The 18,123-nt window shown below is 66.1% G+C and carries 18 protein-coding genes and 2 riboswitches; of the genes, 14 read left to right on the top strand and 4 right to left on the bottom strand.

The genetic code is table 11. The features are described from left to right. Nucleotides 1-102: 102 nt before the first annotated feature. Genes cobO through ACRTG1_RS03700 form a run of 3 tightly spaced genes read right to left on the bottom strand, consistent with a single transcriptional unit; the run spans nucleotide 103 to nucleotide 1,892 of the window. Nucleotides 103-717 (bottom strand): cob(I)yrinic acid a,c-diamide adenosyltransferase, encoded by a 615-nt coding sequence (cobO, locus tag ACRTG1_RS03690; RefSeq protein ID WP_206553102.1) that lies wholly within the window; start codon nucleotides 715-717, stop codon nucleotides 103-105. Between the two features lies 1 nt (nucleotide 718). Beyond that, nucleotides 719-1,255 carry a bifunctional adenosylcobinamide kinase/adenosylcobinamide-phosphate guanylyltransferase gene (gene cobU, locus ACRTG1_RS03695; protein WP_432515511.1) on the bottom strand — a complete coding sequence of 179 codons (537 nt, stop codon included), beginning with the start codon at nucleotides 1,253-1,255 and terminating at the stop codon, nucleotides 719-721. A 16-nt stretch (nucleotides 1,256-1,271) separates the two neighbouring features. Beyond that, nucleotides 1,272-1,892, bottom strand: coding sequence for a HupE/UreJ family protein (locus ACRTG1_RS03700; protein WP_432515512.1), 621 nt, complete (start codon nucleotides 1,890-1,892; stop codon nucleotides 1,272-1,274). A 35-nt stretch (nucleotides 1,893-1,927) separates the two neighbouring features. Beyond that, nucleotides 1,928-2,127: riboswitch (cobalamin riboswitch) on the bottom strand. 61 nt (nucleotides 2,128-2,188) lie between these two features. Beyond that, nucleotides 2,189-2,389: riboswitch (cobalamin riboswitch) on the top strand. Nucleotides 2,390-2,565: 176 nt separating this feature from the next. Here ACRTG1_RS03700 and cobW point away from each other — a divergent pair. The 6 genes from cobW to ACRTG1_RS03730 are packed head-to-tail and all read left to right on the top strand — an operon-like array spanning nucleotide 2,566 to nucleotide 10,285. After that, nucleotides 2,566-3,603 carry a cobalamin biosynthesis protein CobW gene (cobW, locus tag ACRTG1_RS03705; RefSeq protein ID WP_432515513.1) on the top strand — a complete coding sequence of 346 codons (1,038 nt, stop codon included), beginning with the start codon at nucleotides 2,566-2,568 and terminating at the stop codon, nucleotides 3,601-3,603. Between the two features lie 4 nt (nucleotides 3,604-3,607). After that, complete coding sequence (gene cobN, locus ACRTG1_RS03710) at nucleotides 3,608-6,946, top strand: cobaltochelatase subunit CobN (protein ID WP_432515514.1); 3,339 nt, start codon at nucleotides 3,608-3,610, stop codon at nucleotides 6,944-6,946. Then, nucleotides 6,943-8,154: a precorrin-3B synthase gene (gene cobG / locus ACRTG1_RS03715; RefSeq protein ID WP_432515515.1), complete on the top strand. Its 1,212-nt coding sequence runs from the start codon at nucleotides 6,943-6,945 to the stop codon at nucleotides 8,152-8,154. Before cobN ends, cobG begins: the two co-directional genes overlap by 4 nt. After that, nucleotides 8,155-8,787, top strand: a complete 633-nt coding sequence (locus ACRTG1_RS03720) for a precorrin-8X methylmutase (RefSeq protein WP_206548973.1) — start codon at nucleotides 8,155-8,157, stop codon at nucleotides 8,785-8,787. Then, nucleotides 8,784-9,524 (top strand): precorrin-2 C(20)-methyltransferase, encoded by a 741-nt coding sequence (locus ACRTG1_RS03725; RefSeq protein ID WP_432515516.1) that lies wholly within the window; start codon nucleotides 8,784-8,786, stop codon nucleotides 9,522-9,524. Before ACRTG1_RS03720 ends, ACRTG1_RS03725 begins: the two co-directional genes overlap by 4 nt. Continuing rightward, nucleotides 9,521-10,285, top strand: coding sequence for a precorrin-3B C(17)-methyltransferase (locus ACRTG1_RS03730; RefSeq protein ID WP_317562172.1), 765 nt, complete (start codon nucleotides 9,521-9,523; stop codon nucleotides 10,283-10,285). Before ACRTG1_RS03725 ends, ACRTG1_RS03730 begins: the two co-directional genes overlap by 4 nt. Here the strand turns inward: ACRTG1_RS03730 and ACRTG1_RS03735 are convergent. Continuing rightward, nucleotides 10,249-11,022, bottom strand: coding sequence for a cobalt-precorrin-6A reductase (locus ACRTG1_RS03735; protein ID WP_432515517.1), 774 nt, complete (start codon nucleotides 11,020-11,022; stop codon nucleotides 10,249-10,251). The two genes, ACRTG1_RS03730 and ACRTG1_RS03735, sit on opposite strands and share 37 nt — an antisense overlap. On the opposite strand from ACRTG1_RS03735, the gene cbiE reads away from it, so the two are divergent. Genes cbiE through cobF form a run of 8 tightly spaced genes read left to right on the top strand, consistent with a single transcriptional unit; the run spans nucleotide 11,021 to nucleotide 18,051 of the window. Beyond that, a complete protein-coding gene (gene cbiE, locus ACRTG1_RS03740; RefSeq protein WP_432515518.1) occupies nucleotides 11,021-12,268 on the top strand; it encodes a precorrin-6y C5,15-methyltransferase (decarboxylating) subunit CbiE in 1,248 nt (415 codons plus the stop codon). The genes ACRTG1_RS03735 and cbiE overlap by 2 nt on opposite strands. After that, the gene (locus ACRTG1_RS03745) at nucleotides 12,265-12,651 is read left to right on the top strand and encodes a cobalamin biosynthesis protein (RefSeq protein ID WP_432515519.1); all 387 of its coding nucleotides are present in this window, start codon (nucleotides 12,265-12,267) and stop codon (nucleotides 12,649-12,651) included. Before cbiE ends, ACRTG1_RS03745 begins: the two co-directional genes overlap by 4 nt. Next, on the top strand, nucleotides 12,648-13,412 hold the full coding sequence (cobM, locus tag ACRTG1_RS03750) for a precorrin-4 C(11)-methyltransferase (protein WP_283801034.1): 765 nt from the start codon (nucleotides 12,648-12,650) through the stop codon (nucleotides 13,410-13,412). Before ACRTG1_RS03745 ends, cobM begins: the two co-directional genes overlap by 4 nt. Beyond that, nucleotides 13,409-14,185, top strand: a complete 777-nt coding sequence (cobA, locus tag ACRTG1_RS03755) for a uroporphyrinogen-III C-methyltransferase (RefSeq protein WP_432515520.1) — start codon at nucleotides 13,409-13,411, stop codon at nucleotides 14,183-14,185. Before cobM ends, cobA begins: the two co-directional genes overlap by 4 nt. Further along, a complete protein-coding gene (locus ACRTG1_RS03760; RefSeq protein WP_432515521.1) occupies nucleotides 14,182-15,495 on the top strand; it encodes a cobyrinate a,c-diamide synthase in 1,314 nt (437 codons plus the stop codon). Before cobA ends, ACRTG1_RS03760 begins: the two co-directional genes overlap by 4 nt. Nucleotides 15,496-15,499: 4 nt before the next feature. Continuing rightward, on the top strand, nucleotides 15,500-16,264 hold the full coding sequence (cobS, locus tag ACRTG1_RS03765) for an adenosylcobinamide-GDP ribazoletransferase (protein ID WP_432515522.1): 765 nt from the start codon (nucleotides 15,500-15,502) through the stop codon (nucleotides 16,262-16,264). Between the two features lie 9 nt (nucleotides 16,265-16,273). Continuing rightward, entirely contained in the window at nucleotides 16,274-17,287 is a 1,014-nt protein-coding gene (gene cobT, locus ACRTG1_RS03770) for a nicotinate-nucleotide--dimethylbenzimidazole phosphoribosyltransferase (RefSeq protein ID WP_432515523.1), read from the top strand. Nucleotides 17,288-17,289: 2 nt separating this feature from the next. Beyond that, complete coding sequence (cobF, locus tag ACRTG1_RS03775) at nucleotides 17,290-18,051, top strand: precorrin-6A synthase (deacetylating) (protein WP_432515765.1); 762 nt, start codon at nucleotides 17,290-17,292, stop codon at nucleotides 18,049-18,051. Nucleotides 18,052-18,123 lie beyond the last annotated feature (72 nt).

Consider the following 18,123-nt stretch of genomic DNA (forward strand, 5'->3'; position numbering starts at 1 on the left):
TTCTCCATGTTGATGAACAGGCTTTCAGGACACCACCATCCCTGATGGGAGCCTCCTGAGCCTGTCGAAGGCGAACCACGCACCACCTCAAAGCAGGGCGATCTAAAACTCGATGCCCTTCTGCGCTTTCACACCGGCGGCGAAGTGGTGTTTTACCTGCCCCATTTCGGTGACGAGATCGGCGGCCTCGGTGAGCGCTGGCTTGGCGTTGCGGCCGGTCACGACCACATGAAGGTCGTCGCGCCGGTTGGTCAGCGTGGTCACGACGCGTTCAAGATCGAGATAGTCGTAGCGCAGTGCGATGTTCAGCTCGTCGAGAACGACAAGACCGATGGTCGGATCGGCCATCAGTTCCTCGGCCTTTCCCCACGCCCGCTCGGCGGCGGCGATGTCGCGCTGGAGATCCTGTGTTTCCCAGGTGAAGCCCTCGCCCATCGTGTGCCAGGAGACCTGATCGCCAAAGGCGGCGAAGGCATCCTTCTCACCGCAATGCCATGCGCCCTTGATGAACTGCACGACACCGACGCGGCGGCCATGGCCGAGCATGCGCAGCGCAAGACCGAAGGCGGCGGTGGACTTGCCCTTGCCCGGCCCCGTATTGACGATCAGAAGCCCCTTTTCGACCGTCTTGTCGCGCACCTCGGCATCCTGAACGGCCTTGCGTTTGGCCATTTTTGCCTTGTGGCGCCCGGCTTCGTTTGCGTCGATCTCTCGCATGTCACTTCACTTTCATGGGCAGGCCGGCAACCACCAGCGTGACGCTGTCGGCAGCGGCGGCGACTTTCTGGTTCAGGAACCCCGCCTCATCGCGGAAACGGCGTCCGAGCGGGGTTTCCGGCACGATGCCGAAGCCGACTTCATTGGAAACGAGAACCGTGGTTCCCTCTCTTGCGGCAAGAGCTGCAAGCAGTCGCTCGGCGGCAGGTTTTAGCTCATGGTCGTTGAGAATGAGATTGCTGAGCCACAGGGTGAGGCAATCGACCAGAACCGTTTCGCGGGCCGGCAGGGTTTGAAGCATGCCCGGCAGGTCGAGCGGGGCGTCGTGCGTCTGCCACGCCCCCTCTACTTCCCCCGGCCCCGCCAATGCCCCTTTGCGCCGCGCGCGGTGAATGGCGATGCGCTCGCGCATTTCGTCATCGAAGGCCTGGGCCGTGGCGATGTAGTGCCAGGGCGCGGGCGCGGCTTCGATCAGCGTTTCGGCATGGCGGCTCTTGCCGGAGCGCGCGCCGCCCAGAACGAAATGAAGTGAACGCATCGTCAGATCCGCCGGCTCAGCCGACAAGCTGTCCGGCAAGGAAGGTTACGCCGACACCGACAATGGCGGCGCCAGCAAGCCGGGGCTGCATGGCCTCAACCGCCCAGCCGCGCGAGCGGACGAGAAAATAGACGCCAAGCGCGATGGCGCTCTGTATTGCGGCAAGGCCTGCGAGATAGGCGATGAGCGGCGTCTGCTCGCTGCCGACAATGGCTTCGCCGAAGGCATAGCCATGGAACACGCCGACCACCAGGAACAGGGCGAAGACAAGCATGTGGCTCTCTACGGCCCGACCGCGCGCCAGAAGCCAGCCGCCAGCAAGAACGCTTGCCGCGATGACGATTTCGGCTGCCGGAAGATCGAGCAGCATCAGATGCAGGCCGACGCCGACAAGCGAGCCGGCAACAAAGAGAAGCGGCGCGAAAAGGCTCATGCCGGCGACGGCGGCAAACAGGCCGGCAGCGAGGATGAAGGCCAGATGATCAAGCCCGATCACGGGATGGGCGAGCCCTGAGACCAGCCCTTCGTAAAGGGTCGTGGGCGTCTGCCCGTCCATGGCGTGATGGGCGTGGGCGCTGGTTGCGAAGAGCGATGCAAATGCGAATGCGGAAAAAGTGCGCAGGAAACGCGTGTTCATGTCCGGTCCTTTCCCCTCCACCCGAGGGTTACGGTGTTTCTTTCAGGCCGTCGGCAGGTTTCCTGGCTCACGGGTCGATGCGCTTTCCAGCCTTCCCAAGGCATCATGCCTCAGTGGCGATCAGGAAAACGCTCTCCGCTTACAGTTGCGGGGGCAGCCGTGGTCTTGGCGCGATTGCGCCGCACCACGTTCCCTCTGGGTCCGCTTCAGCGGAACCGACAGCGGGCGGAGCATACAAGAATCGCCACGCCCCGCAAACGCTTTGTTGCCCGCATTGACAGACGTGGCGGGCGAGCCGTAAATGCGCAGCAGACGGTCCTTCTCCCGCAATGGAGAGGGCTAAGAGGGAATGCGGTGCGGGCCTTGCCCAATGCCGCAGCTGTCCCCGCAACTGTAAGCGGAGAGCGCACCTGACACGCCACTGGGGTTTGCCCTGGGAAGGCTGGAGAGCGCATCGACCCGTGAGCCAGGAAACCTGCCGTCTGCGAATGAAATCCTGACCGCCTGGCGGGTGTCCCGGGCAAGGAGTGTGCATTGTGACTGCTGACAGCGCCGCTGCGCGCCTTCTCCCGACCATTCATGGTGTCTCTGCCAGTACGCGGCCGCAAAAGGCCCGTGCGCCCCTCACCCGCGTCTTATCGTTCTCCACACTCCATCACCTGAAGGATATCCCATGACCACGAGTTTCGACCGGGTTCCCTGCACCGTCGTGACCGGCTTTCTCGGTGCCGGCAAGACGACGCTGATCCGCAATGTTCTGGAAGGCGCGCATGGCAAGCGGCTGGCGATCATCGTCAATGAGTTCGGCGATGCCGGCATCGATGGCGAGGTGCTGAAAAGCTGCAGGCTGGACAATTGCCCCGAGGAAAACGTTCTCGAACTCGCCAATGGCTGCATCTGCTGCACGGTTGCCGATGATTTCGTGCCGGCGCTCGACCAGATCCTCGCACGTGAGCCGAAGGTCGATCACATCCTGATCGAGACGTCCGGTCTGGCGCTGCCAAAGCCGCTGGTGCAGGCCTTTCAGTGGCCGGCAATCAAGAACCGTGTGACGGTCGATGGCGTGATTGCCGTGGTGGACGGGCCGGCACTTGCCGACGGTCAGGTTGCTGCGGACATGGACGCGCTGGATGCACAGCGCGCAGCCGACGATTCGCTCGACCATGATGATCCGATCGAAGAAGTGTTCGACGACCAGGTGGCCTGCGCTGACCTGATCGTTCTGTCGAAGAACGATCTTCTGGATGACGAAGCCGCCGGGCGCGCCCGCGCGCGGATTGCGGGACATCTGTCGCGCAATGTGCAGATCGTGCCGAGCGCGCATGGCAAGGTGGACCCTGCCCTGCTGCTGGGTCTCGGGCTTGCCGTCGAGGACGACATCGAGAACCGCAAGACGCATCACGACGATGCGCATGACCACGAGCACGACGATTTCGATACATTCGTTGTCGATCTGCCATCGGTTCTGCGGCCCGAAGATCTGGAAGCACGTGTCAATGCGGCGGTGGAGACCGGCGAGGTTCTGCGCCTCAAGGGCTTTGCGCATGTGAAGGGCAAGCCCATGCGCCTGCAGGTGCAGGCAGTCGGTCCGCGCGTGTCGCACCATTACGACCGCCCGTGGAAGGCCGGCGAAGCCGCCGAGACGCGGCTTGTCGTGATCGGCCTCAAGGGCATCGACCGCGCGCGTATCGAAAGCCTTCTCTCGGCCTGATCCGATGCACATCCTCGCCACCACCAGTGCCTCACTCGACGATCTGATCGAGCCTGTCGATCTGCAGCAGTCGCCGGCGGACATGGTGGCGCTGTCGTTCACCGACAGCGATCTGGCGGGGATCGCCTCTGCATGGCAGGCGCAGCGCGAGGCCCTGCCCGCGCTGCGCCTCGCCGCACTGCGCGACCTGAGACACCCCATGTCGGTCGATCTGTGGATCGACAACACGGCAGCGCATGCGCGCGTCATTCTGGTGCGGGTGCTGGGCGGCTATGAGTGGTGGCGCTATGGCTGCGACCGGCTTTCAGCACTGGCCCGGCAAAAGGGCATCGCGCTGGCGCTGCTTCCCGGCGAATGCCATCAGGACGACCCGCGCCTTGCCGAGCGCTCCACCGTTTCGCCGGAAGCGCGCGCGGCGCTGCTCGCCTGCTTCCGCGAAGGCGGACCGGACAATATGCGCGCGCTGACCATGCAGCTGGCGCGCCTCGCCGGGCGGGACATCGAAGCGCCCGAGGCGGAACCAGTGGCCAAGGCCGGCTTCTATGCACCGGGTCATGGCATTGTTGAGCCATCCTTCTTCCCGGCCAGTGCGAATGCCGACAGGCCTGTCGTGCCGATCCTCTTTTATCGCTCCATGCTGCTGGCAAGCGATGTTGCGCCCATCGACGCGCTGGTGGAGGCGCTTGAGGAACAGGGGCTGTGTGCGGTTCCCCTTTTCGTTTCCAGCCTGCGTGACCCGGTTGCCGCCGATCTCGTGCGCAACGCCGTGGAGGCGTTGAAGCCGCAGGCGCTCATCACCGCGACGGCCTTTTCGAGCGGCGCGGAGCCCGGCGAAAAAACGCTGTTCGACCGCTTTGGCGTGCCGGTTTTTCAGGTGGTCACCGCCACCACGCGGCGCGAAGCGTGGCAGGAAGGGCAGCGCGGTCTCGCGCCTGCGGACCTCGCCATGCATGTGGTGCTGCCGGAACTCGATGGCCGGCTGATGGCCGGCGCGATTTCCTTCAAGGATGAGGCGGCGCTGGATGAAGGGCTTTTCTTTGGCGTTCAGCGCAACCGGCCCGAACCCGCGCGCATCCGGCAGGTTGCGGCGAGGATCGCCGCCTTTCTGAAGCTCGGTGGCACTCCGGTGGCTGAGCGCCGCATTGTCGTTCTCATCCCGGACTATCCAAGCGCGCCCGGCCGCACCGGCTATGCGGTGGGGCTCGACGTGCCATCGAGCGTGCTCGCCATGCTGCATGACCTTGATGAAGCGGGTTATGCGGTTTCTGGTGTTCCGGAGACCCCAAGGGCGCTGATGCAGCAGCTTGAAGAGCCGTCGGAAGCGCTTTCGCTGGATGAATACCGGTGCGCTTTTGATGCGCTGCCCGAAGAGGCGCGCGAAACGCTGTTCGCCACCTGGGGACCGGCGGAAGACGATGCGGAAGATGGCGTCTTTCCGTTCCGCGCGGCGCGGTTCGGCAATGTCACCGTGGCGCTTGCGCCGGATCGCGGGCGCTCGGCAGACCGACGCGTGGACTATCATGACCCGACGCTTGCACCGCGCCATGCGCTGGTCGCCTTCGGCCACTGGATGCGGGAGGGGCTCGATGCCCATGCGCTGATCCATGTGGGTGCGCATGGCACGCTGGAATGGCTGCCGGGCAAGACCGTGGCGCTGACGGAAACCTGCTTTCCGGAGATCGTGGCTGGTGCGCTGCCGGTGGTCTATCCCTTCATCGTCAGCAATCCGGGTGAAGCGGCGCAGGCCAAGCGCCGGATCGGCGCTGTGACGCTTGGGCATCTGACGCCGCCACTGGCGGGCGCAGGGCTCTCGCAGGACCAGCAGGAACTGGAACGGCTGGTGGACGAATATGCGCAGGCCGACGGGCTGGACCGCCGCCGCCGCGACCGGCTGGCGCAGCTGATCGTGGAAACCGCCGAGCGCACCGGTCTGACCCGTGATGCCGGCGTTGAGGACACGGGCGACACGGATGCGGCGCTGATGCAGATCGATGCCTGGCTCTGTGATCTGAAAGATTTCGCCATCAAGGACGGGCTGCACATCTATGGCCGGGGCAGCGGCATGGATGAAGGGCCTGAACGCAGCGCCTGCGCGGAGAGCGAAAAGCGCGCGCTTCTGGCCGCACTCGATGCCCGACACATCGCGCCCGGCCCCTCCGGCGCGCCGGCGCGGGGGCGTACCGATGTGTTGCCGACCGGCCGCAACATCTTCACCGCCGATCCGCGCACCCTGCCGACGCCGACCGCAACCGCACTGGGCAGGATGGCGGCGGATGAGGCCGTGCGCGGCTATCTGCAGGAGCATGGCGACTGGCCGCGCTCGCTCGTCATCGACCTGTGGGGCAGCGCCAGCCTGCGCACTGGCGGCGAGGAGATCGCACAGGGGCTGGCGCTGATGGGGTGCCAGCCGCAATGGGATCAGGCGACGGGGCGCGTGACGGGCATTGAAGTGCTGCCGCCGGCCAGCCTTGGTCGCCCGCGTATTGACGTGACGTGGCGCATCTCAGGCCTGTTTCGCGACATGTTCCCGACCCAGATCGCGTTGCTCGACACTGCGGTTGCCGCCGTGGCCGCGCGCGACGAAGACGAGAGCGAAAACCCGCTTGCCGCTGCTGCGCGCGTGGCCGGCAAGGCTCCGGCGCGTATTTTCGGTTCCGCGCCGGGCACCTATGGCGCGGGACCGGAAGAAAAGCTGGCGCGCGGAGACTGGCAGGAACGCGCCGAACTCGGGCAGGCCTATCTGGACGCCGGCGCGTTTGCCTTCGGCGGCGCGGAGGGCGAAGGCCGGCGGGAAGACGGCGCGTTTGCGCGGCAGGTGGCGGATGCCGACATGCTCATCCATACGGGCGACGATGCCGGGCGGGACATTCTCGAAGGCTCGGCGGATGTGGCCTTTATCGGCGGGTTCGCGGCGGCGGTGGAAGCGCTGGGCGGCAAAGCCGATCTGGTGGTGCTCGACACAACCGATCCGGAGCGCCCGCGCGCCCGCTCGCTGGCGCAGGCCATTGCCCGCACCGTGCGCGCCCGTGCGGTCAATCCGCGCTTCATCGAAGGGCAGTTGCGCCACGGCCCGCGCGGCGCGGCGGAACTGACGGAAACGGTCGACCGGCTGATCGGCTTCGCCGAGACTACGGATGCGGTTTCAGGCAGCCTGATCGATGCCGTGTTCGATGCCTATCTCGGCGATGAGCGTGTGCGCGATTTCCTGCTTGCAGAGAACCCGGCGGCGGCCCGGGCGATGGCGGAACGGTTTCACGCTGCGCGCAGGCGCGGCCTCTGGCACCCGCAGCGCAACTCTGTCGATGACGATCTGGCGGCACTACTCGCGGAGGCGACGGCATGACGATGCGGCGCGGCGCATGCCCCACACTCTCCGCCCCCATGAAGACCGGCGACGGGCTGCTCGCGCGGATTGCGCCGGCCCATGGCGCGCTGACGCCTGAAAAACTTGCGGGCATCGCGCGGGCCGCGCGCCGCCATGGCAACGGAATTCTGGAAGTGACCGCGCGTGGAAAGTTGCAGATCCGGGGCCTGACCGCTGAGAGCACGCCTTTGCTCGGGGCGGAAATCAACGCGCTCGATCTTGGGGCCGTGGATGGCTTCGCGGTGGAGACGGGAGCGCTTGATGGTCTGGCGCAGGATGCGCTGGGTGACCCGATGGCGCTTGCCCGGCGGATCGATGAGTATGCGTCCGCGCACTGCCTTGCCCCGCGCCTTGCGCCCAAGGTCTCGGTCACGGTCGATGGTGGCGGGACGCTGCATCTTGACGCTATCGGAGCCGACATCAAGCTTGTGGCGCTGGGAGACGGTCTCTGGCAGATCGGTGTCGGCGGCAATGGCGCGACGGCGGGCTGGTTAGGCCAGGGCGATGAGCAGGCGGTGGGCGCTGCAGCGCTTGCGGTTCTTGATCTGCTGGCGCAGACCGGCGGACGCGCGCGTAATTTTTCGCAGGCGAAGAGAGAGGCGCTCCGGGCCGGGCTTGAGCCAGCCGTTCAATATGCCGCACGGGCTGACAGCGCACCGGTTGGCCAGTTTACGCTGAAAGACGGGGATAGCGCGATCGGGATCGCCCTGCCCTTCGGTCAGATCGCTGCGGAGGCGCTGGTCGCGCTTTGCGAGGCCGCCTCGGATGCCAGGGAAATACGCCTTGCGCCGCGCAGCGGCCTGCTGCTGATCGGGCTTGATGAGCCCCGGCAGGATGCGCTGTCGCGGGCGGCCGAGGCTCTTGGCTTTGTCACGGACGGGCATGATCCGCGTCTTTCCATAGCGGCCTGCGCCGGTGCGCCGGCCTGTGCCTCGGCGCGGTTCGACGCCAAGGCGCTTGCCGCCGAGGCGGCGGAAGCCGGTCTGCCGGACGGTTCGTTTCGTCTACACCTCTCGGCCTGCGAAAAATGTTGCGCCCAGCCCGCCGGGGCTGCGGTGAACCTGATCGCGGCCGAGGGTTGCTGCACCCTTTCCTCCATTGGCGCGGAGCCTTCCGAACGCCTTCGCACCTTTCTCATCGAGCGCGGCGAGAAGCTGCGTGCTGCCCTTCTTCGAAAGACAGGCTGAATGCAAGAAACCGAGTACATACGCGACGGCAACGCCATTTATGAAAAGTCGTTCGCGATCATACGCGCCGAGGCCGATCTCGCGCGCTTCAGTGCGGAAGAGGCCGATGTCGCCATCCGCATGATCCATGCCTGCGGGCTTGTCGAGGCGGCGGAGCATTTCGTCTTTTCCGAAGGGTTCGTTGCGGCAGGTCGCGCGGCGCTGAAAGCCGGCGCGCCGATCCTGTGCGATGCGGAGATGGTGGCGCGGGGTGTGACCCGCACGCGGCTGCCCGCCGACAATGAGGTGATCTGCACCCTGCGCGATGCGCGCACGCCGGAGCTTGCGCGGGAGATCGGAAACACGCGTTCCGCCGCTGCGCTGGAACTGTGGCGCGAACACATGGAAGGAGCGGTGATCGCCATTGGCAATGCGCCGACCGCACTCTTCTACCTGCTCGACATGCTGCGCGCCGGTGCGCCGAAGCCTGCCGCCATCATCGGCATGCCGGTCGGTTTCGTGGGCGCGATGGAATCCAAGGACGCGCTCGCCGAGAGCGGGCTTGGCATTCCCTTTGCCATCGTGCGCGGCCGCATGGGCGGCAGCGCCATGACGGCGGCGGCGATCAACGCACTTGCGAGGGCGGGACTGTGAGCGGAACCCTGATTGGCGTCGGCACCGGACCCGGCGATCCCGAACTCATCACCGTTAAGGCGTTGAAGGCGCTGGAGCGGGCGGACGTGGTGGCGCATTTCGCAAAGCGCGGACGCCGGGGCAATGCCCGCAAGATCGTCGACGACCTCCTGCCGGAGGCGGCGGTGGAGCTGCCGCTGGAATATCCGGTCACGACCGAAATCGACAAGAACGACCCGCGCTACATCGAAGCCATCACCGGCTTTTACGAGGAGTCGGCGCGCGCGGTGGAAGTGCATTTGAAAGCGGGCCGAACGGTTGCGGTTCTGAGCGAGGGCGATCCGCTGTTCTACGGCTCCTACATGCACCTGCATGTGCGGCTTGCCGCGCTCTACCCGACGGAGGTGATCCCCGGCATCACGGCCATGTCCGGCTGCTGGTCGCAGGCGGGCATCGCGATCGTTCAGGGCGACGACATCTTGACCGTCCTGCCCGGCACGCTCGATGAAGACGAGCTTCTGCGCCGTGTGAACGACACGGAAGCCTTCGTCATCATGAAGGTGGGGCGCAATCTGCCGAAAATCCGCCGGGCGCTGGCGCGGGCCGGCAGGCTCGTCGGCGCGGTCTATGTGGAACGCGGCACGATGGACAATACCAGTATGACGCCGCTTGCGGACAAGGCTGACGACACCGCCCCCTATTTCTCGCTCGTGCTCGGACCGGGCTGGCAGGCCAGGCCGCAGGAGGGCGCGGCATGAGCGGGCGTCTCGTCGTCATCGGCACCGGCCCCGGAAAACCGGCACAGACAACGCCGGAGGCGCGCGCAGCCATTGCGGCGGCAAGCGATTTCTTTGGCTACGGTCCCTATCTCGACCGGCTTGAACTGAATGACGGCCAGACCCGTCACGCCTCCGACAACCGGGAAGAGCTGGCCCGCGCCAAGGCGGCGCTCACCATGGCCGCTGAAGGCAGGCATGTGGCCGTGGTTTCGGGCGGGGATGCTGGTGTTTTCGCCATGGCGGCGGCCGTGTGCGAGGCCATCGAGCAAGGGCCGCAGGAATGGCGTGCGCTCGATCTGGAGATCGTGCCGGGGCTGACGGCCATGCTTGCGGTGGCCGCCCGCGTGGGCGCGCCGCTCGGTCATGATTTCTGCGCCATATCGCTTTCGGACAATCTGAAACCCTGGGAACTGATCGAAACGCGGCTTGCGGCTGCCGCCGGTGCGGGCTTTGTGATCGCGCTCTACAATCCGATCAGCCGCGCCCGGCCCTGGCAGCTTGGCCGCGCCTTTGAACTGTTGAGCGGCATTCTCCCGGCCTCCACGCCTGTCGTGTTCGGCCGCGCCGCAGGCCGGCCCGACGAGCGCATGGCGATTGTTCCGTTGAATGAGGCGCGTGGCGAGATGGCCGACATGGCCACCTGCGTCATCATCGGTTCGCCCGAAACGCGGATGATCGAGCGCCCCGGCAAACCGCCGCTGGTCTATGCGCCGCGCTCGGCGACGGGAGCCGCCAGGTGAGTGTCGATCGCGCCCATCGCATCTTTGATGTCGGCCACGACGGCTGCGCCAGTCGGCTTTGGCCGGTCGATCATGATCACCGGCAGGCCGAGCCTGCGCGCGGCTGCGATCTTGCCATAGGTCGCAGCACCGCCGCTGTTCTTGGCAACCACGATCTCGATGCGGTGATCGGCGAGCAGCGCGATTTCATCGTCTTCAGAGAACGGACCACGCGCCAGAATGCATGCGGCATTCGCCGGCAGGTGGGACGGTTCGACCGGCTCCACGCTGCGCACCAGATAATCATGCTGCGCCGCCGCGCGAAACATTTGAACTTCCTGCCGGCCAATGGCCAGAAAGACGCGCCGGGGCTCAGGGCCGAGCAGCGTTGCCGCTTCGGCCATGCCGGACGTGATCTGCCAGTTGTCGCCGGCGACCGGCTGCCAGGCGGGGCGCATGAGCGTGATGAGCGGCACGCCGGTCAGGCTGGCGGCTTCCGCTGCATTGCGCGCCATGCGCGCGGCGAAGGGATGCGTGGCGTCCACCATCAGGTTGATGCCCTCGCCCTCGAGATAACGCGCAAGCCCCTCAGCGCCGCCGAAACCGCCCACACGCACCTCACCCTGCAAGGCTTCCGGTGTGCGGGTGCGCCCGGCAAGCGAGGTGATGACGCGCAGCGAGCTGCGCGCGCAAAGCCGCTCCGCAAGCCGCCGCGCTTCGCCTGTTCCACCAAGAATGAGAAGGGTTTGGTTCGCCATGACGTCTTCTAGAGCATTTTGCAGTCAGGCGGAAAGCGCTAAGCGCTGGCTTGCCATCGTGGGGGTCAGCGAGGACGGTATGGCCGGGCTCGGTGAGGAAGCACGCCGCGCGATTGCCGATGCGGAGATCGTGTTCGGCGGTGCGCGGCACCTCGAACTGGCGGCAGACCAGATTTCCGGCGAGACGCGGCAGTGGCCCTCCCCCTTTGGCAAAGCGCTTGATGAGATCGAAGCGCTGAGAGGCAAGAAGGTCTGCGTGCTCGCCTCCGGCGATCCGTTTCACTTCGGTGTGGGCGCGACGCTGACGCGGCGCATTCCGGCGGACGAGATGCGTGTCTTTTCCGCGCCTTCTTCCTTTGCGCTTGCTGCTGCCCGGCTTGGCTGGCCGCTGCAATCGGTTGAGACGGTTTCGCTGCATGGCAGGCCCATCGCGCTGATCCGCCCGCTGCTTCATCCCGGCGCGCGCATTCTCGCGCTCACATCCGATGGCGCGGCTCCGGCTGCGATAACCGAGCTGATCACGGCTGAGGGGTTTGGCCCCTCCCGCTTTCACGTGCTGGAAGCGCTGGGTGGACCGCGCGAACGGCAGGTAAGCTTCATGGCTTCCGCGCTTTCCGCAGACCGCTTTGACGATCTGAATGTGGTCGCAATCGAGGTGGCGGCGGATGAGAATGCGCGCATCCTGCCGCTTGGAACCGGGCTGGAAGATGCGCTTTTCGAGCATGACGGGCAGATCACCAAATCGGAGGTGCGGGCCGTCACCCTGTCGGCGCTTGCCCCGAAACGCGGTGAACGGCTCTGGGATATCGGAGCGGGTTCAGGCTCCATTTCCATCGAATGGCTGCGGCAGCACCCATCGCTCAGCGCCATCGCCATCGAGGCGGACACGGAGCGCGCGGCGCGCATTGCCCGCAACGCGGAGCGCATGGGCGTGCCGCAGCTCACCGTGGTTGAGGGAAAGGCTCCCGCCGCGCTCGCAGACCTTGCCGCGCCCGACGTGGTTTTCATCGGTGGCGGGGCGACTGCGACAGGGCTGATGGAGGCGGCGATGGCCGCTCTTGGAACCGGGGGGCGTCTTGTCGCAAACGGGGTGACGCTCGAAACGCAGGCGCTTCTGATCGACTGCCACGGGCGGCACGGCGGAGAACTGATCGAGATCGCCGTCGCGCGCGCCGCGCCCGTTGGCGGCATGACGGCGCTGCGCCCGGCCATGCCGGTGCTTCAATGGCGCTGGAGGAAACCATGATCTGCGCCGGGTTTGGAGCCAGAAAAGGCGTCACGCGCGTTGCTGTTCTTGCCGCGCTCGACGCCGCTTTGACAACGCATGACATCGCGCGGGAGAGGCTCGATGCGGTGGCGACCGTGCCACTGAAGCGGGACGAGCCCGGCCTGACGGACGCTGCAAAGGCGCTCGGCCTGCCGCTTGTCATTGCCGATGATGCGGCACTTCAGGCGGCGGCGATGCATTGCCTGACCCGCTCGGAACAGGCGCGCTCAGCCACGGGCCTGCCATCGGCCTCAGAGGCGGCGGCGCTGGCCGTCTGCGGCCCGGCAGGCCGGCTTCTCGGGCCGAGGATCACACTTGACGGCGTTACCTGCGCCATCGCGACCACCGGAAGAAAATCATGACCGTTCATTTCATTGGCGCCGGACCGGGCGCTGCCGACCTCATCACCGTTCGCGGCCGCGACCTGATCGCGCGCTGCCCGGTCTGCCTTTATGCCGGTTCGCTGGTGCCGGAGGAGTTGCTCGCGCACTGTCCGCCGGGAGCGCGCATCGTCAACACCGCACCCATGTCGCTGGAAGAGATCGAGGCGGAATATATCCGCGCCCATGAAGCGGGTGAGGATATCGCCCGGCTGCATTCGGGCGATCTTTCCGTCTGGAGCGCGGTGGCCGAGCAGATCCGCCGTCTTTCGACGCTCGGCATCGATTACACGCTGACGCCGGGCGTGCCTTCCTTCTCGGCGGCTGCGGCGGCGCTGGGACGCGAGCTGACCATTCCGGAAGTGGCGCAGAGCCTTGTCCTGACCCGCATTTCCGGCCGCGCCTCGAAAATGCCGGAGGGTGAAACGCTCGCCAATTTCGCGGCCACCGGCACGACGCTCGCCATTCATCTCGCCATTCACGCGCTGGACCGTGTGGTGGCGGAGCTGACCCCGCATTACGGACCCGACTGCCCGGTTGCCATTGTTGCCCGCGCAAGCTGGGCGGATGAGCGCATTCTGCGCGGCACGCTTTCCACCATCGAAGCGGAGATGGCGAAAGATCCCATCGAGCGCACGGCGCTCATTCTCGTCGGGCCGGGGCTGGGCGCCAAGGATTTTCGCGAGAGCGCGCTCTACAGCGCCGATTATCAGCGCCGGTTTCGCGGGCGGGAGGGATTATGAGCACGCTTGAGGCGCTCAACCGCCTGCCTTTTGAACCAACGCCTTTTGAGCCGGGCCATGTGTGGCTTGCCGGTGCCGGGCCTGGTGGCTTCGGCTGCCTGACGCTCGGTGTTCTGGCTGCGCTCGATGCGGCGGATGTGGTGATCTATGACGCGCTGGTGGATCCGGATATTCTGAAGGCCGCGCCGGACGCCCGGCACATTTTCGTCGGCAAGCGCGCCGGCCAGCCCTCCACGGCGCAGGATGAAATCAACCGGCTTCTGGTGGAACACGCCGAGGCGGGACAGCGGGTGCTGCGCCTGAAAGGCGGAGACCCCAACATGTTTGGCCGTGGCGGGGAAGAAGCGCTGGTGCTGGCACTCGCCGGCATTCCCTTCCGCTTTCTGCCAGGCGTCACCTCGGCGGTGGGGGCGCTCGCCGATGCGGGCATTCCCGCCACCATGCGCGGCGTGAACAAGGCGGTGATCTTCGCGACCGGCCACGCCGCCGGCACGCCGGACGATCTGGACTGGGCGGCGCTGGCGAAAACGGGTCAGCCCATCGTCATCTATATGGGGATGCACAAGCTCGCCCTGATCGTGGACGCGCTCACATCCGGCGGCATGGCGGGCGATACGCCGGCGGCGCTCATCATGAACGCGACGAAACCGGAAGAACGCATTCTGACGACGGCGCTTTCCACGCTTGTCTCCGACGCATCGGTGGAAGGGTATGGCTCGCCGTCCATCATCGTGATCGGCGGCATCGTGGCGCTGCGCGAGGCGCTGATATGACGGCACGGGCGATCATCATCGGCGCGGCCCGTTCGGGTTCGGGCAAGACCAGTGTGACCATCGGCCTGATGCGCGCGCTCAAGAGGCGTGGCCTCGCCGTGCATGGCGCGAAATCCGGCCCCGATTACATCGATCCCGGCTTTCATCAGGCGGCGACCGGGAAGCCCGGCGTGAATCTCGACAGCTGGGCCATGCATCCGGATCTGCTCGCCCATCTGGGAAGCCGGCAGGGTGAAGACGCCGACATGCTTTTGATCGAAAGCGCCATGGGCCTGTTTGACGGTATCGTGTCGGAGCCGGGTCGCTCCGGCGCTGCGGCGGACATTGCGCGCCTTTATGATGTGCCTTGCATTGTCATTCTCGATGTGTCCGGCCAGTCGCAGACCGCAGCCGCGCTGGCAAAGGGGTTTGCAGCTTACGACCCGAAGGTGCGGATTGCCGGCGTCGTGCTCAACCAGGTGGCGAGCCCGCGACATGAAGCGATGGCGCGCGACGCCATTGAGGCCATCGGCATCAGGGTTCTGGGCGCGGTCTACCGCAACCCGGACATGGCGCTGCCGGAGCGGCATCTGGGCCTTGTGCAGGCGAGCGAACATGCTGCGCTGGAAGCCTTCATCGAACGGCTTGCCGATGTGATGGAACATTACATCGACCTCGACGCTGTGGTGAAGGCCGCCGTGCCGCTTTCCATGCAGGCGGGCGATGCGGCGCGGCTTGTGCCGCCGCCGGGGCAACGCATCGCCATCGCGCGGGATGCCGCTTTCAGCTTCGTCTATCCGCATCTCGCCCGGCACTGGCGCGAGGCGGGAGCAGAACTCCTGCCCTTCTCGCCGCTTGCCGATGAAGGACCGGCGGAAAGCGCCGACGCCTGCTGGCTGCCGGGTGGGTATCCCGAACTTCATGCGGGGCGGATCGCCGCTTCAGAGAACTTCCGCGCTGCGATGGAGGCATTTGCGGAGACGAGGCCCGTTCATGGCGAGTGCGGCGGGTTCATGGTTCTGGGCGAGGCGCTGGAGGATGCCGAAGGCGTTCGCCACGCCATGCTGGGGCTGCTCGGTCATGTGACGAGCTATGCGAAGCGCAAAATGAACCTCGGCTACCGGCAGGCAACGCTGATGAGTGACTGCGCCATCGGCAGCACGGGCGAGACGATCCGTGGTCATGAGTTCCACTATTCGCGGCTGGTGGAGCCGGGCAGCGATGCGCCGCTCGCCATGCTCGCGGACGGACAGGGCCGCGCTCTCGGCCCATCCGGTGCGCGGCGCGGGCATGTCTCCGGCACCTATTTTCACGCCATAGCGCGGAGCTGACGCGATGGCCGGACCCCGCTCGATGCTCGTGGCAGCCCTTCGCGATGTGGCCGCCTGTCTCGGCTTCTACACGCGGCTGCCGCTGCCTGCGTTCGAGATGCCGGCGCACGGGTTTGCGGCCGCCCAATGGGCAGCGCCTCTGACCGGTCTGGTGGTCGGCGCGATTTGCAGTGCGATGCTGATCGGCGCGGCGATGCTTGGCCTGCCGGCCACGATTGCAGCCGCCCTCGCGCTTGCAGTGGGGACGCTTGTGACCGGCGGGCTGCATGAGGACGGGCTTGCAGACGTGGCCGATGGTTTCGGCGGCGGTTCGACGCGTGAGAAAAAGCTCGCGATCATGAAGGACAGCCGCATCGGGTCCTATGGCGTTGCCGCACTGATCCTGTCGTTTCTCATGCGCTGGACGGCGCTTTCGTCGCTCGGGCTTGTCGCGGTTCCCGCCCTTCTGATGGCGCACACGGCCTCGCGCGCCCTGATGCCGGCGCTGATGCGCCTTTCGCCACCGGCGCGCGAAAACGGGCTCTCGGCAGGCGCAGGGCGACCGGAAACGGCTACCGTTCTCGTGGCGCTCGCGATTGGTGGCGCGCTGCTTTTCATCTCCGGTCCCGGCTTCGTGCTTGTGACCGCTCCGCTTCTCTTGCTGGCGCTCTTCTTCATCAAACGGCTCGCCGAAAAACAGATCGGCGGACAGACGGGCGATGTGCTTGGCGCGCTGCAGCAGCTTGCCGAAACCACCGTGCTCATCGCCGCCGTCGCTTATTTCATCTGAAGGACTTCCATGACCCGCTTTCTCAAAATCGACGATCTGCGCGCCGCCTGTAATGTCCGTCCCAGTGGCGATGAGGACGCCGCGCAGGCTGCAACCGCCCGCCAGGCAGTGCTGACCAAACCGCCCGGCAGCCTTGGCCGGCTGGAAGACGCGGCCATCCGGCTTGCCCGCTGGCAGGGACGCGAAAAGCCTGCGCTTGAGCGGATTCATGTGCTGATCTTCGCGGGCTCCCATGGCGTGACCGCACGCGGTGTTTCGGCTTTTCCAGCCGAGGTGACAGCGCAGATGGTAGCGAATTTCTCCGCCGGGGGCGCGGCCATCAACCAGCTTGCGAAACAGATAGGGGCGAGCCTCACCGTCACGTCACTCGAGATCGAGCGCCCCACGGCGGATTTCACGGAAGCGTCGGCCATGGATGAAGCGGATTTTCTGAAGGCCGTTCAGACCGGTTTCGATGCGGTGCCGGAGGGAGCGGATCTCATCTCGCTCGGGGAAATGGGTATCGGCAACACCACCGCCGCAGCGGCACTTGCCGCCGCGCTGTTCGGTGGCCGGGGAGCCGACTGGGTCGGCCGGGGCACAGGCGTTGACGATGCCGGCCTTTCGCGCAAGGCTGAGGCCGTGGATGCAGCGCTTGCCTGCCATGGCGAGGCGCTTTCCGATCCGCTGGAGGCGCTGCGCCGCGTCGGCGGTCGCGAGCTTGCCGCCATGTTCGGTGCGGCCCTTGCCGCGCGGCAGAGGCGCATTCCGCTGCTGCTCGATGGTTTCGTGTGCGGATCGGCAGTCGCCCCGCTTGCGCGCCTTGGCGAAGACGGTCTGGCGCATGCCATTGCCGGCCATGTTTCCGCCGAACCCGGCCACCGCAGGCTGCTTGGCGAGCTGGGCCTCAAGCCGCTGCTCGATCTCGACATGCGGCTTGGTGAAGGTTCTGGCGCATGCCTTGCGATCAACATTCTGCGCGGCGCGCTTGCCTGCCACAACGGCATGGCGACCTTTGCCGAAGCCGGCGTTTCGGACGGCTGATGATGCGCACGCTTTCGCTCATCGGCATTGGCACCGGCAATCCCGAACACATGACGGTTCAGGGCATCAATGCGCTGAACCGGGCTGACGTGATCCTTATCCCCCGCAAGGGGGAAGCGAAGGAGGATCTGGCCGATCTGCGCCGTGTCATCTGCGAGCGGTTTCTGGAAGACCGGCAGACGCGGATCGTGGAATTCGACCTGCCGGTGCGTGACGCCGCCAATCCGAGTTATCGCCGGGGCGTGGACGACTGGCACATGGCCATCGCCCGCGCCTATGGCGATCTGCTTGCGGCGCATACAGGCGAGACGGGCCGCGCGGCGTTTCTCGTCTGGGGCGATCCTTCGCTCTATGACAGCACGCTGCGGATCATCGAGCACATGCGCCGGGAAGTCGGGCTTGACGTCGCGCTGGAAGTGGTGCCGGGGATCACCAGCATTCAGGCGCTCGCGGCCAGCCACCATATGCCGATCAACACGATTGGCGGTTCGATCCTGATCACCACCGGTCGGCGGCTGAAAGCGGAGGGCTTCCCGCCGAATGCCGATACGCTTCTCGTCATGCTCGACGGCGACTGCGCCTTTCAAATGCTCGATGGCGATGCCTACGAGATTTACTGGGGCGCGTATCTGGGTACGCCGGATGAGCTTCTGATCGCCGGGCCGCTTGGGGATGTTGCCGGGCAGATTGTGGAGGCGCGGGTCAGGGCGCGGGAAGACAAGGGCTGGATCATGGATACCTATCTTTTGCGGGTCAGGAGGTAGGTTCGGCGGACTTCATGCCGCCCTCGCCCTTCGCCCTTCGACAAGCTCAGGAGGCTCAGGATGAGGGCTGTG

The organism is Nitratireductor sp. PBL-C9 (genome assembly GCF_050877045.1).
Lineage (GTDB): Bacteria > Pseudomonadota > Alphaproteobacteria > Rhizobiales > Rhizobiaceae > Nitratireductor > Nitratireductor aquimarinus.

What these genes read in the sequence shown, in the direction of transcription:
- ACRTG1_RS03720 (WP_206548973.1), top strand. Translation starts at nt 8,155, where the DNA reads ATGCAAGAAACCGAGTACATACGCGACGGCAACGCCATTTATGAAAAG.
- ACRTG1_RS03760 (WP_432515521.1), top strand. Translation starts at nt 14,182, where the DNA reads ATGACGGCACGGGCGATCATCATCGGCGCGGCCCGTTCGGGTTCGGGC.
- cobA (WP_432515520.1), top strand. Translation starts at nt 13,409, where the DNA reads ATGAGCACGCTTGAGGCGCTCAACCGCCTGCCTTTTGAACCAACGCCT.
- ACRTG1_RS03730 (WP_317562172.1), top strand. Translation starts at nt 9,521, where the DNA reads ATGAGCGGGCGTCTCGTCGTCATCGGCACCGGCCCCGGAAAACCGGCA.
- cobN (WP_432515514.1), top strand. Translation starts at nt 3,608, where the DNA reads ATGCACATCCTCGCCACCACCAGTGCCTCACTCGACGATCTGATCGAG.
- cbiE (WP_432515518.1), top strand. Translation starts at nt 11,021, where the DNA reads ATGACGTCTTCTAGAGCATTTTGCAGTCAGGCGGAAAGCGCTAAGCGC.
- cobF (WP_432515765.1), top strand. Translation starts at nt 17,290, where the DNA reads ATGCGCACGCTTTCGCTCATCGGCATTGGCACCGGCAATCCCGAACAC.
- cobT (WP_432515523.1), top strand. Translation starts at nt 16,274, where the DNA reads ATGACCCGCTTTCTCAAAATCGACGATCTGCGCGCCGCCTGTAATGTC.
- cobU (WP_432515511.1), bottom strand. Translation starts at nt 1,255, where the DNA reads ATGCGTTCACTTCATTTCGTTCTGGGCGGCGCGCGCTCCGGCAAGAGC.
- cobO (WP_206553102.1), bottom strand. Translation starts at nt 717, where the DNA reads ATGCGAGAGATCGACGCAAACGAAGCCGGGCGCCACAAGGCAAAAATG.
- ACRTG1_RS03735 (WP_432515517.1), bottom strand. Translation starts at nt 11,022, where the DNA reads ATGGCGAACCAAACCCTTCTCATTCTTGGTGGAACAGGCGAAGCGCGG.
- ACRTG1_RS03745 (WP_432515519.1), top strand. Translation starts at nt 12,265, where the DNA reads ATGATCTGCGCCGGGTTTGGAGCCAGAAAAGGCGTCACGCGCGTTGCT.
- cobG (WP_432515515.1), top strand. Translation starts at nt 6,943, where the DNA reads ATGACGATGCGGCGCGGCGCATGCCCCACACTCTCCGCCCCCATGAAG.
- cobS (WP_432515522.1), top strand. Translation starts at nt 15,500, where the DNA reads ATGGCCGGACCCCGCTCGATGCTCGTGGCAGCCCTTCGCGATGTGGCC.
- cobW (WP_432515513.1), top strand. Translation starts at nt 2,566, where the DNA reads ATGACCACGAGTTTCGACCGGGTTCCCTGCACCGTCGTGACCGGCTTT.
- ACRTG1_RS03700 (WP_432515512.1), bottom strand. Translation starts at nt 1,892, where the DNA reads ATGAACACGCGTTTCCTGCGCACTTTTTCCGCATTCGCATTTGCATCG.
- cobM (WP_283801034.1), top strand. Translation starts at nt 12,648, where the DNA reads ATGACCGTTCATTTCATTGGCGCCGGACCGGGCGCTGCCGACCTCATC.